This window comes from Pseudomonas sp. dw_612, assembly GCF_018449725.1.
In the GTDB taxonomy this organism is placed as follows: Bacteria; Pseudomonadota; Gammaproteobacteria; order Pseudomonadales; family Pseudomonadaceae; genus Aquipseudomonas.
In genome coordinates, this window is the sequence record NZ_JAAVVC010000017.1 from 57,341 (window position 1) to 74,306 (window position 16,966).

Here is a 16,966-nt window from a genome sequence, read left to right on the forward strand (position 1 = left end):
ATCTGGAGCCCAAACCATGAGCGACAACCTGCTGAGCATCCCGGTCACCACCATCAAGGGTGAACAGAAAACCCTGTCCGACTTCGCCGGCAAAGCCGTTCTGGTAGTCAACACCGCCAGCAAATGCGGTTTCACCCCGCAGTACAAAGGTCTGGAAGAACTGTGGCAGACCTACAAGGATCAAGGCCTGGTGGTGCTCGGCTTTCCCTGCAACCAGTTCGGCAAGCAGGAGCCTGGTAACGAAGGGGCGATTACTGAGTTCTGCGAGCTGAACTACGGTGTCAGCTTCCCGCTGTTCAAGAAGATCGATGTCAACGGTTCCGACGCCCATCCGCTGTTCGTTCAATTGAAAAAACGCGCGCCGGGCCTGCTGGGTTCCCAAGGCATCAAGTGGAACTTCACCAAGTTCCTGATCGGCAAGGACGGCCAGTTGGTCAAGCGCTTCGCCCCGGCGACCAAGCCGCAGGATTTGACCGCCGAGATCGAAGCACTGCTGAAATGAACAGCGTGTCCGCCGATTCCCTGAAACTCGATAGCCAGCTCTGCTTCAAGCTGTATGCCGCGTCCCGGGCGGTGATCCGTGGCTATAAGCCGATGCTCGATCAGCTCGGCCTGACTTACCCGCAATACCTGGCAATGCTGGTGTTGTGGGAATGGCAGGAAGAGGCCCCGGAGCAGCCGACCGTCAAGGCCTTGGGCGAACGCCTGGCGCTGGATTCGGGCACCCTCACGCCGTTGCTCAAGCGACTTGAGCAACTGCAATTGGTCCAGCGCCAGCGTTCGGCGCGGGATGAGCGTGAGGTGCACCTGAGTCTGTCGCCCGCCGGTCAGGCCTTGCGTGAGCAGGTAGGGCCGCTCAAGGCGCGGCTGCTGTGCGACAGCGGCGTGGACCTGAATCGCCTGAATGAACTGCGCGAAGGCCTGGATCAACTATTGGGGCAGATCAAAGCGCTGTCGTAGTCGGTATCCACAAGTCGAGCAGGGCGGCCAGTTCCTCCCGGCGAAAGGGTTTGGCCAGGTAATCGCTCATACCCGCCACACGGCAGCGTTCGCGTTCTTCGGACATGGCGTTGGCGGTCAGGGCGACGATCGGCAACTGCGGCCAGCGCCCACTGCGGCGGATGTGCCGACTGGCTTCGTAGCCGTCCATCACTGGCATGTTGCAGTCCATCAGCACCAGATCGAACTCACTCAGCTCAAGTTGATCCAGGGCTTCGGCGCCATGGGCGGCAACCACCACCTCGCAGCCAAGTTTGCCAAGCATGCCCTTGGCCACCAATTGATTCACCGGGTTGTCCTCCACCAGCAGCACCCGACCGCGACGTTGTGGAGTGAGGGCGTTGAGTCGGGCGTCGTTGTTCGTGGCGGTTTCCGGCTGCAAGATCCGGCGCAGCGTCTGATACAGCGCATTGCGGGCCAATGGCCGCGCCTGTTGCTGCAAGGGCGCCAGAGCGGCGGCTTCTTCGCTGGGCATGAAACTGCCATAGGCGGTCACCAGCAGAATCGGCGCCGTCAGCGTGGGGCGCAGGCCGAACAGGCATTCCGGGCAGTCGGTGATCAAGACATCGGGATCCAGGCCGAGCACCGAGTCTTCAATGGAACGCTGCTGATAGTCGAGTCCCCATAACGGCAGCAGGCCTTTCAGCAGTTCCGCCAGGCCACTGCTGGCCGACGTAATCGCGATGACCTTGCCTTGCAGCGGCGCAGGTGCAATGGCGCGGGTGTGGCACGGCAGCGGCAGGTCGGCGCAGAACTGGCTGCCGAACCCGGCTTCGGAACTGATCGTCAGTCGACCTTGCATGGCTTCGCAGAGGTTGTACGTCAGGGCCAGGCCCAGCCCGGTGCCGCCGAACTGCCGGGTAATGCCGGCGCCGGCCTGGGTAAAGGGCTGGAAGATTTTCACCTGAGCGTCCTGGGCGATCCCGATCCCGGTGTCGCACACCTCGATGCGCACGCCATCCTCGAACATTGACAGCCGCACATCGACCCGCCCGAAACGGGTGAATTTCAGCGCGTTGGACAGCAAGTTGCTGACAATCTGCCGGACCCGGGTCGGGTCGCCCAGCACCAGCGCCGGAAACTGCGGATCGATCAGGCAAGCCAGTTCGACGCTGGGCGCGGCGTTCTGCGACAGCAGGTTGGCGGTGTCCTCGATCAGTGAGCCGAGGTCGAACGGAATGTGTTCGAGCTCCAGTTGCCCGGCATCGAATTTCGACAGGTCGAGAATATCGTTGAGCAGTTCCACCAGCACTTTGCCCGAGTCATGGGCGATGGACAGTTGCTGCTGTTGCTCGGGATTGAGCGGACCGTCGAGCGAGAGCGCGATCATCCCCAGCAGGCCGTTGAGCGGCGTGCGGATTTCATGGCTCATGTTGGCCAGGAACGCCGAACGCGCTTCAGCCATGTCGAGTGCGGTACTGCGGGCGACTTCCAGTTCCTGGTTGGATTGACTGAGTCGAGTGTTGATCGCCTTGAGTTCGGCGGTGCGGGCCGAGACGATGTTTTCCAGTTGCCCGAGGTAATCGGTCAGGCGGTTTTCGGCGTTGCGTCGTTGCTGGATTTCGGTGGCGATGTTTTCGAATTGTTGATTGGCCACTTTGACCAGCACACCGATTTCATCGTTTTCATGCCCCGCCGGGTACTCCAGCCATGTCGGTTCCGCGCTGCGCGGATCACGCCCACTGAGTTCGCGGATGACCCGCACCAGTGGCTTGGTCAGCATCACGTAGAACAACGCCAGCAGAATCCCGGTCAGGATCAGGCTGCGAGCGAAACCGTTGAGCAGGGTCACTTCGGCCCGGCGCAGGAAACGGCTGCCGAAGGAGTAAGTGTCGACCTCCAGTTGCAAGGTGCCGAGGGATTCATCGGGCAAATGGTCGAGGAAGAGCCGGTCTTCGAACTGCCGGTTGGCGCCGAACAGAAAGTCGCTGATCACCCGATAACCGCTTTGCAGGCCCTGGCGCTTGACGCTGGCCAGCACCGTATTGTTGTTATCGGTCAACTGCGCGCTGATGATCGCCGGCGAGCGCAACAGGCCCATCGTCAGTTCCTGGGCGAGCTCGGCGTCGATGTTGTAGGCGATGCGTGAGGCCGGGTTATGACTGATTTCCAGCAAAGACAATATTTCGCGGTTGATGGAGGCGTCTTCGCTGGCATAATCGATGCCTATTTGCACCAGACTGAGCAGGGTGCCCAGTATAAAACCGACCAGCACAGTGAGCCGGGCTTGCTTGTATGACAGCCGGTGGGTGAACTTGATATCCATGGGGTGTTGAACCACTTCCGTTTCCCTTCGCTGCTCAAGCATAGTCGATCATGCATGGATACTGATGTTCCCGTGCCGCCCCGATTCGAGGGGCCGGTTGTTGTGAGTTGCCCTGTCGCCATCATTACTGTGAAACGTGCCCGAGGAGAAGACGTGGATTCCCGATTGAATGCTTTTCTTGAACGCGCCGATGCCGTTCTGGCCCGTATCGAACCCCTGCTGCCGGCCCCTCGGCAAACCATCGACTGGCACCATTGCCTGGCCGCGCGCTGGCAGCGCGAGGGTCGCAGCGGTTTTCTGTTGCCACTGCAAGTCAGCCTCGACACCCGTTTGACCGACCTGATCGGTGTCGATCGTCAGGTGGAACAACTGGGGCGTAACACCCAACAATTCATCGACGGCATGCCGGCCAACCACGCACTGCTCTGGGGCTCGCGCGGCACCGGTAAATCATCGCTGGTTCGCGCGCTGCTGGCCGAGCATGCCTCGGCCGGTTTGCGCTTGATTGAGATCGAGCGCGATCACTTGGCGGACTTGCCGCGTATCGTCGAGCAGATCGCCAAATTGCCCCAGCGTTTCGTGCTGTTCTGCGATGACCTGTCGTTCGAGTCGGGCGAAGGCGATTACCGGGTGCTCAAGAGCGTGCTCGACGGCTCCCTTGAACAAGCGCCGGACAACGTGCTGCTGTACGCCACGTCCAACCGCCGCCACTTGGTGCCGGAAAAGGAAAGCGATAACGAAAACTGGAAACGCGTTGACGGCGAATTGCACCCGAGCGAAGCGGTGGAAGACAAGATTGCATTGTCGGACCGGTTTGGGCTGTGGCTGTCGTTCTATCCGTTTACCCAGGAGCACTTCCTTAATGTGGTCGAGCACTGGATCGGACAATTGGCCGACAAGGCCGGCCTGGCCTGGCAGCGCACTGAAGAGCTGGATATCCTCGCGGTCCGTTGGGCCACGGGCCGGGGTAATCGCAACGGCCGTTGCGCTTATCAATTCGCGCGTTATTGGGTTGGACTGAAGTTGTTGGAGCACAAGGCATGATCGATTTACAACAAAGCGGCCAGGGCCTCGAGGGCTACGGCATGCTGCACGCACAACTGGAATCGTTGCTGGCGGACGAGCGGGATTTCATCGCCAACGCCGCACAGTTTTCCGCGTTTTTGTTCAATCAGCTCGATGATCTGAACTGGGCCGGTTTCTACCTCAATCGCAACGAAGAGCTGGTGCTCGGCCCGTTCCAGGGGCAGATCGCCTGTGTGCGGATTCCGTTCGGTCGCGGTGTGTGCGGGGCGGCAGCGGCGACCTTGCAGACCCAATTGGTCGAAGATGTGCACGCATTTCCCGGACATATTGCCTGCGACAGCGCGTCGAACAGCGAACTGGTGGTGCCACTGGTCAAGGACGGCCGACTGATCGGTGTGCTGGATCTGGACAGCCCCAAACTGGCGCGTTTCACCGCTGATGATCAGGCGGGTATTGAGCAACTGGCGGCAATTTTCTTGCGCCTGACTGATTGCTGATTATCCTTTCAGAGCTTCCTGTCAGGTGAAATGCATTCCTGTGGGAGCGAGCTTGCTCGCGATGGCGGTCTTACATTCAACACATGTATTGCCAGTGAGTCCGCTATCGCGAGCAAGCTCGCTCCCACAGGGGTTGTGGCGTTCACATCTTGAGTTGACCGTCGTTAGCTCAAACCAGCCTTTGCCAGCAGACTCGCCGGGTCCACGGCATCGATCTGTTTCGGGTCGAGAAACTGCTCGGCGTACTGCCGGTAAATCTGCTCGTTGATAAACAGCCCGAACAATTCCGGGTCGATATGGGCGTCACGGCACATCGTCGCCATGATGCCCAGCGCTTCGCTCAAGGACTTGGCTTTCTTGTACGGACGATCCGCCGCGGTCAGCGCTTCGAAAATATCGGCAATCGCCATCATCCGTGCCGGCAGGCTCATGTCCTCGCGTTTCAACTGTTTCGGATAACCGGTGCCGTCCATTTTTTCGTGGTGGCCACCGGCGATTTCCGCCACGTTGTTGAGGTGGCCGGGGAATGGCAGGTGGCTGAGCATCAGGATCGTCTGCACCATGTGGTGATTGATGATGTAGCGCTCTTCGCGGGTCAGGGTGCCCCGGGAAATGCTCAGGTTGTAGAGCTCGCCGCGATTGTATTTGTAGTGCGGCACATCGAGCTTGAAACCCCAGGGGTTGTCGGCCGGGATCAGCTCGCCTTCGGCACGTTCCAGCAGATGCTCGGGTTTGTCCGTCAGCAGCGGCTCGCTGACCGGCAGTGTCGGCGCCGGGGTGCGCGCCTGGCGACGGTTTTCTTCCCAGGAAACCCCGAGTCGGTCATCCAGGGTTCGGGTCCAGGTCCGTTGGGCGATCAGGTTCAGGCGTTTGAGATCGGCCTCGGCCATCGCCTCGCCGCCCAGATTGCAGCGGGCGATAAAGGCGAAGTCATCATCCAGTCCCGCCAGCACAGCATTGCGCAATTCAGCCAGGTGCTGCTCCTCGCCGCCCAGGGCAATGGCCTGCCAATAGTTGATCCAGGCATCACGCTTGAGCACTTCGAAACGGGTGCGGACTTCGTGGATGCGGTCGTTCAGGGTTTCCAGTTTGGTGGCCTTGTCGACCACATATTCGGGCGTGGTGACCTTGCCGCAATCGTGGAGCCAGGCGGCAATGTGCAGGGCTTCCCACTCATCTTCGGTGGGTTGGTAACCGCTGAACGCCGGCGCCTGACTGGCCGCGGCTGCCTGGGCGAGCATCAAGGTCAGCGCCGGTACGCGCTGGCAATGGCCGCCGGTGTAGGGGCTCTTGGCGTCGATTGCGCCGGCCAGCAGTTGAATGAAGGAATCGAGCAATTGTTTTTGCTTGGCTTGCAGACGCTGGCTTTCGATACTCACCGCCGCGGCGCCGGACACTGCTTGCAGAAACGCGATGCGATCCGGGCGAAGTTTTTCCAGGTCGCTTTGGCTGCCGCTGTCCGCCAGCAGCAGGATCAACAGACCCACGGTTTCGTTGTGCCGGTTACGCAGCCGAATGCCGATCAGATGCACCCGCGGGCTCTGCATGGCCAGCAGGACTTTTTGCAAATCCCCGGCCTGTTCGAAACCGAGACTGGTGACCACATTGTCCGCATTCGACAGATCTAGCAGCCACGATGGGCTCTGCGGGTTCTGCAATTCGTGTCCTTGAATGTCGAACGACGGCAAGGGCTGAGAGGTGCCGTTGATCACCAGGCCATGGGGTTCGATGCGATCGCCATCACTTTCACGCAAGTAGATCAGGCCGGCCTGGGCCTGGGCGATTTTTACCGTTTCAAACAACACCCGCTGCAGCAAGGGCACGAAGCGCGTCTCGGCGCACAGGCTATCAGTGATCTGGAAAAAACTCCTCAGGGTGTCCTTCATCCGTGTCATCGACACGCCCAATTGATCGACTTCCAGCACCGGCGAGCGGCGGCTGACGGGAAAGTTGAAATCGAAACTGCGAATCGCGTCAGCCTCCTTCACCAGTGCACGCAGGGGCTTGACCAGAATCCGCGACGTCAGCCAACCCACCGGCAGGCACAGCAATAACGTGGCCAGAGTAATCAACGCCCCTTGCCAGCGCATGCGGTAGGCATCGACGAGCAGTTCATCCTCGGGCACCAGCATTGCCATTTGCAAACCCTGGGGGCCGCCCTCCTGCATGTGACTGCGGGCGACGATCCACTGCCGGCCGCCGACGTTCAGGCGATTGCCCGCTGGCGGACTGGCGAGCAGGGCGCCGAGGCCGGGGCTCAGGTCCGCGGCTTTACTCAGGCGGGCGGTCTGGTCGTCGATGATCAGTTTGCGACTGTCGGGATAGGCAACGGCATTGCCCTCGGCATCGAACAGCACGATCTCGGTGCTGGGGGTGACGACGTGTTTGGCCAGGGTCGCGGACAGCTCGGCCAGGGTCAGGTCGGCGCCCATCACCGCACCGTCGCCGCTGCGCCGGGCCAGTGTGGTGCCGACGTTATGGGTGGAGAAAAAAATGTAGGGTTCGGTGGTGATCTGGTTCGCCTGCGCGCGAGCGCTGGTAAACCAGGCACGGGTCCGCGGATCGTAGGTTTCGTCGGCAACGTCCTGGCGGCTGATGAGGTTCAGGGCCAGGTCGTAGAACAAGGATTGGGAGACGAGCTGATTGCCGTTGCCGTGGCGCTCGATGCTCCACACCTGGTAGGCCGCCGCGTCCGGGGCATTGAGCAGCGCCTTGAGGGCATCCGTGCGCAACGGTCGGACCATAAAGAAATCGCCATTGCCGTAGCCCAGGTACAACGAGGCCAGGTTGGGGTTGTCCTTGAGCGACTGGCTGAACGGCTTGAGCAACGCCAGGCGCGGCTCAAGTGCCGGGGCCTGGGTGGCGGGCAGGTCGGCCAGCAGGCTCAGCAGATGACCAATCGGCTCGTAGGTGGATTGCAGGTCCAGCCGCACATCCTGCTCGATGCGGTTGAACAGCTTTTCACTGCTGGACAGAATGATCTGCGTGGTTTGCCCGTAATTGAAAATGCCCAGCACCACGCCGGTCAGCAACAGCAGGAAGGTGAACATGACGCTGATATGGACGTGCAGGGGAAACCGGCGTTGATCCGGGCGCAGTGGGCTGGGCATTACGGGTCTCTCCATAGTGGTTACGCACTGCTCAGCGTCCAAGCATAGTTAAGGCTCCGCCATTTTGCTGTTGGCGTTGAGGCCTATCTGTTGCAGTAACGCGCGCTCCAGTTCGAGCATGGCCTGGTTCATGGCGTTGACGCATTGGGCGACCTCATCCGCGGTCGCCGGGTCATGGCAGGTTTTTTCCAGCGCCTGGCAACAATCGATCAATCGGCAGGCCTGGGCGATGCGGGCCGCGCCTTTGATTTTGTGTGCAAGGTCGAGCAGGGCCTGGCGATCATCGAGTCTGGACAGGGCCAGCAGCTCCTGCCGATCCAGTCGATTGCTGCTCAAGAGTTCGGCCATCAGGCGCTGGGCCATCTCCGGGTTGCCGCCCGTCAACAGGTCCAGTCCGTCCAGATTGAACGGCTGTTCACGGACCGCCGGTTTGATGCTTTCGACCCACTGACTCAATGCCGACAGGCTGAGGGGTTTGAACAGGCAATCGTTCATTCCTGCGTGCTTGCAGCGTTGTATTTCTTCCGGCTGCGCGTTGGCGGTAAACCCCAGGACGGTGCAGGGCGGACGTTGCTCCAACTGTTCATGCTGGCGAATGGCACGGGCCAGGTCATAGCCATTCATGATCGGCATGTTGCAATCGACTATCACCAGGTCGAAGGCCTCGTTCTTCCAGGCCTCCAGCCCGGCCTGACCGTCACCGGCACCGGTAAATCGATGCCCCAGGTATTCCAGTTGCTGACACATGAGCAACCGATTGGCGGGATGATCGTCGACCACTAGTACGTTCAGGGGCGTGCTGGTGGTGGGGATGGGCGGTTCAACCCGATCCTGCGCCTGCGCCGGTGCCAGCGTCGCCAGGTCCAGGGACAGGCTGACCTGAGTGCCCACCCCCGGGCGACTGTGCAGTTGCAGGCTGCCCCCCATCATTTCGCACAAGTTGCGACTGATCACCAGACCGAGTCCCGCGCCGCCCCTGGCCAATTGCCCGGTGTTGTCGGCCTGGGCGAAGGGCTCGAACAGACGCTGCTGATCCTGTTCGCTGATGCCGACTCCCGTATCCTGAACCTGCACTTGCAGTCGCGTATGGTCGGTCTCATCGCTTGGGAGCAGATTGACCGTAATCCGGACTTCGCCCTGTTCCGTGAACTTGATGGCGTTGCTGATCAGGTTGGACAGCACCTGCTTGAAGCGCAGCGGGTCCAGCATCACATCGACAGGTGGCTGCGAAGGATTGAACGTCAACACCAGGCGAAGGTTTTTCTGCCGGGCCAGTCCGTCGAAAATCCTGACCACCGAGGCCACGATATCCCCCGGGTTGACGCGCTCCGGGCTCAGGCTCAGGCGCCCGGATTCGATCCGGGCGATGTCGAGAATGTCGCCGATCAACTCCAGCAAGTCTTTCGCCGAGCTGTAGGCGGTTTCGATGGACGAGCGATGTTGATTCCCTTGATCCATGCGTTTGAGGGTCAGCTCCAGCATGCCGATCACCGCGTTCATTGGCGTGCGGATTTCGTGGCTCATGGTGGCCAGGAACGTACTTTTGGCCCGGTTGGCCTCGTCGGCCTGCTCTTTGGCAGCCCGCAACTTATCGAACAGTTGTCGCCGCTCACTGATGTCGATCCAGCCGCCGATGATGCCTTGCACTTCACCGCTCGAATCACGGTAGGGCAGAATCCAGTGATAGATCGTCAGCCGACGGCCGCCGATGTGCAGTGGGCGGTCAAGGATCAACGGCGTACCTTCGGCCACGACGCGCTGATAGTCAGCCTGATATTCCCGGGCTTCGAAGGCGTTGTTCATGTTACCCGGCATCACGCATTTGCCGATCACGTCTTCGCGTTTCGCCTGGAAAACCTCCAGGTAACTGTCGTTGCAGCTTTGCAACAAGCCCTGGCGATCACGCACATAAATCGGGTGAGGCGTACCGTTGACCAGCGAGCGCATGAATTCGAACTGATCGTTCAGCGCGCGCTCAGCCGCTTTGCGCTGGTTGATCTGGCGCCGCATCCAGGCATTCCAGGCCATGGAAATCAGCAACAGCAGGCTGGCGACCACCACAATCTGGTAGAACACCCGGTGAAAGTTATTCCAGGTTTTTTCCGAGGCCGCCGAGTACCCGCGCCAGCGACTGTTGATGACGCCCAGTTCTTCCGGAGCGATGCTCAGCAGTGCTTTATCGATGATGGAACTCAGTTCCGTGGCGCCCCGCGCCGTGGCCAGGGAAAACGCCGCCTGCTGGGTGCCGATGGTGGTGCTGATCTGCAATTTGTGTTCGAAGATGCGCGACGAAATGAAGTAGTTGGCAATGACCAGTGAATTGACGGCACCTTCTACCTGGCCCTCGGCGAGCAATTCCACGGCGTGGAAGGTGTCCGGCGTTTCAATCAGGTGAATGCGCGGAAACTCGCTGCGCAGGTAGTCCAGCAGCGGATTGCCTTGGGCGATGGCCAGGCGTTTGTCCTGTAGCTGCGACAGGCTGGTCGCGCTGTCGGCGGCTTTGCGCGTCAGCAGTACAAAGGAGTTTTCCAGGTAGGGGCGGCTGAAATTCAGCTGGGTTTCCCGTTGAGGAGTCGGGAGCAGCGCGGCGATCAGGTCGGCCTGATTGCCTTTGACCAACGCGATCATCTGATCGTCGCCACGGCTGCGCTGGACGTCGAAGCGCAACCCGGTGCGCAATCGGATCAGTTCCAGAAGGTCGGCGGTGACGCCGCGAAAGTTGCCGTCGCTGTCGAAAAACGTCAGTGGTGCAAACGCTTCGTTGACCACGACGCGCACCACCGGGTGCTGCGCCAGCCAGCGCTCTTCGCGGTCAGTCAGTTGCAGCTTTTGATCGGTGAGCAGAATGTCACTGCCGGCACTCCAGCGCTTGGCGATGTTTTCCCGTTCGCTGGTGGGGACGGCCTTGAGGGTCGCGTTGACGATCTGCAGCAACTCCGGATTGCCCTTGTGCAGCGCAAAGCTGAAGCCGTGGGCTTCGTGTTTACCGAAATTGGCCATGCGGATGTTGTTCAGGTAACCCTTATTGATCATGTAGTGGGCGGAAATGGTGTCGCCAAGAAAGACGTCAGCCTGGTCGAAGGCCACCGCGTTGATTGCATTCTGATAGGAGGGGTAATCGGTGATGATCGCTTTCGGGTAAAGCGCCTGCACTTCCTCCCGCGGCAAGTAGTGATACACCATGCTCAATCGCAACCCGGCGAGGCCATCGGTCAGCGATCGGGTTTCGCCCTCGCGTGTCACCAGGACCGGTTGATCCACGGCATAGGGCTCAGAAAGCACAATGTCGGCGTTGTGTGCTTCGAAGCCATTGGCCGTGCCGAGCAGGTCGACCTCACCCTGCTCCAGCGCCTCGATGGCGGCATGACGCGAGGCGAAACGCTGAACCTTGACCGGCAAACCCGTGGCCTGGGCGAGGATCCCGGCATAGTCCGCGGTGAAACCTTCATAGTCACGGCCGCTGACAGTCAGGTCAAAAGGCGGGTAGTCCGGGGCCGATGTGCCCAGTATCAGTTCGCGCTTGTTATGGACCCATTGCCGTTGCGATTTATCCAGCTGGACTTCCACGTGTCCGACCGTTGAACGGCTGAGCAGGGCGTAGTTCTCGACGGCGGCGTGCGTGGCGAACACTGAAGTGCTCAGGCATACACCTGCGCTCAATGTTATTAGATAGTCCTTTATGCGAAGGGGCATCCTGTTTCTCACACTAACGCGTTACGTTTTGCCATCTCGATGAGTGCTACCAGGGATTTGGCCTTGAGTTTTTGCATGAGTCGTTTTTTGTAAGTGCTGACAGTCTTGTTACTCAGGAACATGCCTTTGGCGATTTCCTTGTTGGTGCGGCCTTGGGCAAAAAGTTGCAATACCATCAGTTCGCGGTCGTTGACGGATTTGAACAGTTCAAGTTCTGCGTAACGGACGTCATCCGGGCGCACAGGGTTCAAGGCCTGGCTGGGGAAATAGTTGTAACCCGACAGTACGGCCTTGATGGCGCTCACCAGTTCACTGAGGTCTTCCTGTTTGCATACATACCCCGAGGCACCAGACTGCATGCAGCGAATACCGAAGAGTGTCGGGCATTGAGCGGTCAGTACCAGTGTTTTCAGCGGTGTACTCATGGCATTGAAACGGGCGAGAACTTCCAGTCCGTCAAGTTTGGGAATACTGATGTCGAGAATGATCAAATCGGGCATGCATTCACGAACCATCTGCATCGCATCGACCCCATTATCGGTTTCGCCCACGACTTTATAACCCTCATGTTCCAGCAACATCCGGACAGCAAGGCGGATGACGGGGTGATCGTCGACAATAAAAACGGAGTTCATAATCCAGTCCCATACGTGCGCGAATAAAGCGCGCACCTTAGCTCAGTTAATTGAGAGGGCGCATGAACGGACGGGTCTATAGCGGCAATATAGGACGATTCCTACAAATGAAAAAGAATAGGACTACGTATCAACTAGGTTTTGCATGAGGAAGCGTGAAAGTTCCGATTGTGTAATCGGAATTTGATGATGTTTACAGTGCAAGTTACACGCAGCATTCAATGGTGTGTTGCAACGGCCGGAAGTTCGCTTGTTCTTATGCCCGGGCCAAGGTCAACAAATCTCTGAAGTCGGATTGTTTCAGCGGTTTGGTCAAGCAGCCCAACAGCGGTAATCGGTGTTCACTGGCCTGCTGCTCAAGCCCGTCCAGTTCCAGGGCCGTCAAACTGCTCAGCAGTATCGCTTGCCTGATCATTCCCCGATGACTGGCGAACTGGATCAACTCAAGCCCGGGCAGGTCGGGCAGGCATTGATCGCACAGCAGAATATCGAATGGCTGCCTCGCTCCGAGCATCTTTTGCACGGCGCCTGCGGCGCTGTCGGTGGCGGTCAGTTGAGTGAAACCGAAATTCTCCAGCAGGCACTGAGTGGCCATGAGCTGAAAGGGATGATCTTCCACCAGCAAGATGCGCCAGTCGTTTTTCAATATAGGGGTTTGCATGAAACGGAATACGCCTCCAGCAGTGAGGGCTTGATTATTCCGTGACTCAGCCGGGTAATCGATCAGTTTGCTCAGCGCAACCTGTAGGGGGATTCTGTGTGCGTTGAAATGCAGTTGAAGGCCGGGCCGCTCAATCAGCCGCTCAGAAAGATCTGACGCGGCTGATTCAGGGGCTTTTATCCGTGGACTGAGCGCCCCGTCATTTCCTGGGCCATTTCGCTGGCATAGCTGTCGGTCATGCCGGCGATGAAATCAATCATGCGCAGGAATGACGTATGCAGCGGGCCATTGGGATCGGGCGCGTTGTTACCCAGCAGGTCGAGTACGCGGCGGCTCTTGAAGGACGGCGTGCGCCCGTTGTGCTGTTCCAGCGCCGCGCCGCAGAAGGCGTTGAGCAGGATTTCCAGGGTGGTGTAGGCGCCGATTTCGTGCAGCGTCTTGCGCTTGTCCTGGAAGATCTTTTTACGCGCCATGTCCTTGGCATTCAGCACGCAACGCTTGGCGGGGCCGTGCATGTGCTCCACCAGATCGCCAGGCAACGTGCCGGCCAACAGAGCGTCCTGTTGCTCGACGAAAGCGCGGGCGGCGGCGTTGGTCAGGTGCTCGATGGCCTTGCCGCGCAGGATCGCCAGTTTGCGCCGACGGGAATCCTGCGGACCGAGCAGGCGATAGGTTTCCGGAATGTCGTCGCCCACCAGGTCCAGCAGCAATGACTCGACTTCGGCGTATTCCAGCAAGTCCATTTCCAGGCCGTCTTCAAGGTCGATCAGCGCGTAGCAGATGTCATCGGCGGCTTCCATCAGGTACACCAGCGGATGACGAGCCCAACGTTGTTCTTCCAATTGCGGCAGGCCGAGTTTGTGCGCGATCTGTTCCAGCAGCGGCAGTTCGCTCTGGTAGCAGCCGAACTTGTGCTTCTTGTAGCCCAGGGAATCGGCGTGCTTGGCCGTCCACGGGTATTTCAGGTAGGTGCCCAGGGTGGCGTAAGTCAGGCGCGTACCGCCGTCGAACTGGTGATATTCCAGTTGGGTGAGCACGCGAAAGCCCTGGGCATTGCCTTCGAAATTGAGGAAGTCGTTGCGTTCGACCTCGCTCATCGCATCCAGCCAGCCACGCCCGGCGGCCTGCTGGAACCAATGACGAATCGCGTCTTCGCCGGAGTGGCCGAAGGGTGGATTGCCGATGTCATGGGCCAGGCAAGCGGATTGCACCACCATGCCCAGATCGCTCGGTTCGCACCATTCGGGCAGGGCGCTGCGGATGGTTTCGCCCACGCGCATGCCTAAGGAGCGGCCGACGCAACTGACTTCCAGCGAGTGGGTCAGGCGCGTATGGATGTGATCGTTGCTGGACACCGGATGGACTTGAGTCTTGCGCCCCAGGCGGCGGAACGCACCGGAGAAAATGATGCGGTCGTGGTCTTTGTGGAAAGGGCTGCGGCCGAGTTCTTCCGGGCTGTGCACAGGCTTTCCGAGGCGTTCGCGAGTAAGCAGGGTTTGCCAATCCAAGGCTGGTTCTCTCCGTCAAGTGACTGATGCCCTAGCTTCCCGGTTCGCATCAGTGCCTGCAAGCGGAACTACAGGCCGGCGGCGTCGATATCGATAAGCAGCAGTCGCTCGCCGTTGTCGAAAAACTGTCCCGCCGTCAGGCAATACTGGTTACTGGTGGCATCGCGGTAGGTGTTGGACAGGGTTAGCCGCCGCTCATCCCAGCCTTCGGCCAGCAGGTGATAGAAGTACGGGCGCCATGACCAGTTGTGGCCCAGGTAGCGGTCGTCGGCTTCCCAGCGATTGTTGCGCCATTCCAGGTTGGGCGTCAGCTGCGTGCCGTGGCGATCGCATTGGTAGAAGCGCAACAGCCAGGGAAACGCGTCGAGCTGGGGCAGGGCGCTGATGGGCGCGCGGGCCTGGGCCCAATCCTGCAGAATCGCCATCAGCTCGCTGAGCTGCCGGCGCATGACCATCAGTTGCCCGCGCTCAATCAGCTTGCGCTGAACATAGCGTTGGCGCAGTTGCGCGAACTGGTCGACGAAAGCGTCGGTGGCAAAGAAATCGGTTTGCGCCCGGGCGAACAGAAATCCCTGCACATAACGTGAACCGCACTCCAGAGCGAAATTCAGCTGAGCTTCGGTTTCCACGCCTTCGGCGATGATCCAGCACCCGGTTTTTTCGGCCATGAGCGCCAGGGCCTTGACCACTTCGCTGCTCGGCCCGCCCAGTGCGGCGGCCTGAAACAGGCGCATGTCGAGCTTGAGAATGTCGGGTTGCAGGGCCAGCACGCGATCGAGTTGTGAGTAACCGGCGCCAAAGTCATCGATGGCGATCCGCGCGCCGGCCTGGCGATATCGTGCCACGACGTCGGCCAGGCGCTGGCTGTCGCCACCCAGTTCAGTGATCTCGAAGACGATGCGTTGCGGATCGACCCCGTGTCTGGCCAGTTGCTTGAGACTGGGCAGGGCCTGATCCGGACGCAAGCGGCTGATCCAGCGCGGCGACATGTTCAAGCTCAGAAACCAGTCCGCAGGGGCTTCATGTAAACGGCTCAAGGCATTATCGCGAATCTGCCGGTCGAGGCGACGCAGGGCGATGGCGGGGGTTCGCGGGTCGGCGAACAGCGGCCCGACGGAAGTCAATTGACCATCGGCCTGGCGCAGTCGACCCAATGCTTCGACGCCCGCGATACGGCCGGTGGCGGTATCGATGAACGGCTGAAAGCAGGCGAGCGGTTGCCCGTCGATCACGAGGCCTCCTTAGTGAGGTTTTGTTTTTGGATTGAGCCTGAGGCCGGGTAGGCATGCAGGATTGAACCCCTCGATAAAGAGGTTCAATCCCGGTGGCATTGCAAGAATGCAGCCAGATAGTGACTGATCAGTGTTTGTTCGAGGAACCCTGCAGCACCAGCTTGATCAGCGGCCCCAGGCTGGTGCCCAGTTGCACCAGGCGCGTGAGACTGCTGACGCCACCGTTCTTGGCGCCCTTGCCGGTCAGAAAACCGAGCAGGGTCACGGCGGCCATGCCCCAGAGCGGAGCGTGCTTGATGCCGAAACCGTCTTGCAGGTTTTGCGTCATCCCGCGCACTCGCTGCAGGGGTTGCAGCAATTGTGCGGATTCGTGGCGGATTTCCTGGCGATGCATTTCCATGCGCAAGCGGATCAACGCCTTGCGCATTTCGGTGCGCGAACTGTTGTGAGGCAATTCAGGCAGGCTCATGGCAGCAGGCGCTCCCGGTCGTTGGCCAATTCTTCCAGGGTGCCATGGAAGGGCGAGGACTCATCGAATACCGCAGCCTTGAGACGCATCCCGCAGAAAATCGCCGCAAGGGTGTAGAACACGCAAAGCCCGATGATCGCGGCCAGGCGATAGGTGTCCCAAAACAGGATCAACACCAGCGTCGACAACCCCACCAGCAACAGCAAGGCAAAGACCAGCGCCAGGCCGGCAAACAGCAACAGGCTGACGGTGCGGGCCTTCTGTTCCTGCAATTCGATGCCGAACAATTCGACATGGCTGTGCAGCAAGCCTAGAAATGCTGCACCCAGTCGCCGCGAGGAAGCGCTTGTGCCCGTCGCGGACGGGCCGGATTCGCCGATAGTCATATCAGCGACGCGTGGCCAGCAGGCCAATCAGGAAGCCCACGCCAGCAGCGATGCCGACCGATTGCCACGGGTTGGCCTGAACGTAATCTTCGGTCGCGGTGACCGCTGCCTGGCCGCGCTGGCGCAGCGAGTCTTCGGTCAGTTTCAGGGTTTCGCGAGCACGCAAGAGGCTGTCGTGGATCTGGTCACGCAATTCATCGGCCTGATCGCCGGCGATGGATTTGGTGTGTTCCAGCAACCGTTCGGTATCGCTGACCAGGGTCTGAAAATCGTTCATCAGGATTTCTTGAGCAGTCTTTGCCTTGATGCTGGCCATGGGTAAATCTCCGTAAGTGGCTTCTGATGCGTTCGAGTATGAGCCTTGGGCGAAGGTTCAGTACAAATGACTGGTACAACTTTTGCTATGTCATGGTGCGTCAGCCTGCGCCGTTGCGCTGTTGCTGGGCATGATTTGAGCAAAACCATAACTCAAATAATCGAAACC

At 59.7% G+C, this 16,966-nt stretch carries 14 protein-coding genes; 4 read left to right on the top strand and 10 right to left on the bottom strand.

Annotated features, from left to right (window positions below; all coding sequences use genetic code 11):
• Positions 1-16 precede the first annotated feature (16 nt).
• Both HB680_RS23015 and HB680_RS23020 read left to right on the top strand, forming a co-directional pair.
• On the top strand, positions 17-502 hold the full coding sequence (locus HB680_RS23015) for a glutathione peroxidase (protein ID WP_213940770.1): 486 nt from the start codon (positions 17-19) through the stop codon (positions 500-502).
• The gene (locus HB680_RS23020; protein WP_213940771.1) at positions 499-960 is read left to right on the top strand and encodes a MarR family transcriptional regulator; all 462 of its coding nucleotides are present in this window, start codon (positions 499-501) and stop codon (positions 958-960) included. The genes HB680_RS23015 and HB680_RS23020 overlap by 4 nt, the downstream gene beginning before the upstream one ends.
• On the opposite strand, the gene HB680_RS23025 is transcribed toward HB680_RS23020, so the two are convergent.
• Positions 944-3,265 carry a response regulator gene (locus HB680_RS23025; RefSeq protein WP_213940772.1) on the bottom strand — a complete coding sequence of 774 codons (2,322 nt, stop codon included), beginning with the start codon at positions 3,263-3,265 and terminating at the stop codon, positions 944-946. The genes HB680_RS23020 and HB680_RS23025 overlap by 17 nt on opposite strands.
• 153 nt (positions 3,266-3,418) lie before the next feature.
• Between HB680_RS23025 and HB680_RS23030 the strand changes: the two genes are divergently transcribed.
• Positions 3,419-4,309, top strand: a complete 891-nt coding sequence (locus tag HB680_RS23030) for a DUF815 domain-containing protein (RefSeq protein ID WP_213940773.1) — start codon at positions 3,419-3,421, stop codon at positions 4,307-4,309.
• Positions 4,306-4,788, top strand: a complete 483-nt coding sequence (locus tag HB680_RS23035) for a GAF domain-containing protein (protein ID WP_054052060.1) — start codon at positions 4,306-4,308, stop codon at positions 4,786-4,788. Before HB680_RS23030 ends, HB680_RS23035 begins: the two co-directional genes overlap by 4 nt.
• Positions 4,789-4,952: 164 nt before the next feature.
• On the opposite strand, the gene HB680_RS23040 is transcribed toward HB680_RS23035, so the two are convergent.
• The 9 genes from HB680_RS23040 to HB680_RS23080 form a co-directional block, all read right to left on the bottom strand.
• Positions 4,953-7,898 (bottom strand): HD domain-containing phosphohydrolase, encoded by a 2,946-nt coding sequence (locus HB680_RS23040; protein ID WP_213940774.1) that lies wholly within the window; start codon positions 7,896-7,898, stop codon positions 4,953-4,955.
• Positions 7,899-7,946: 48 nt separating this feature from the next.
• Entirely contained in the window at positions 7,947-11,591 is a 3,645-nt protein-coding gene (locus tag HB680_RS23045; RefSeq protein ID WP_213940775.1) for a transporter substrate-binding domain-containing protein, read from the bottom strand.
• Positions 11,592-11,599: 8 nt separating this feature from the next.
• Entirely contained in the window at positions 11,600-12,226 is a 627-nt protein-coding gene (locus HB680_RS23050; RefSeq protein ID WP_213940776.1) for a response regulator transcription factor, read from the bottom strand.
• Positions 12,227-12,482: 256 nt separating this feature from the next.
• On the bottom strand, positions 12,483-12,887 hold the full coding sequence (locus tag HB680_RS23055) for a response regulator (RefSeq protein WP_213940777.1): 405 nt from the start codon (positions 12,885-12,887) through the stop codon (positions 12,483-12,485).
• Positions 12,888-13,063: 176 nt separating this feature from the next.
• On the bottom strand, positions 13,064-14,395 hold the full coding sequence (locus HB680_RS23060) for a deoxyguanosinetriphosphate triphosphohydrolase (protein WP_213940778.1): 1,332 nt from the start codon (positions 14,393-14,395) through the stop codon (positions 13,064-13,066).
• Positions 14,396-14,463: 68 nt separating this feature from the next.
• A complete protein-coding gene (locus HB680_RS23065) occupies positions 14,464-15,627 on the bottom strand; it encodes an EAL domain-containing protein (RefSeq protein WP_213940779.1) in 1,164 nt (387 codons plus the stop codon).
• Positions 15,628-15,754: 127 nt separating this feature from the next.
• Positions 15,755-16,096: a hypothetical protein gene (locus tag HB680_RS23070; protein ID WP_213940780.1), complete on the bottom strand. Its 342-nt coding sequence runs from the start codon at positions 16,094-16,096 to the stop codon at positions 15,755-15,757.
• Positions 16,093-16,482, bottom strand: coding sequence for a phage holin family protein (locus HB680_RS23075; RefSeq protein ID WP_213940781.1), 390 nt, complete (start codon positions 16,480-16,482; stop codon positions 16,093-16,095). Before HB680_RS23075 ends, HB680_RS23070 begins: the two co-directional genes overlap by 4 nt.
• 1 nt (position 16,483) lies before the next feature.
• A complete protein-coding gene (locus tag HB680_RS23080) occupies positions 16,484-16,798 on the bottom strand; it encodes a YqjD family protein (RefSeq protein ID WP_133838233.1) in 315 nt (104 codons plus the stop codon).
• Between the last annotated feature and the right edge of the window lie 168 nt (positions 16,799-16,966).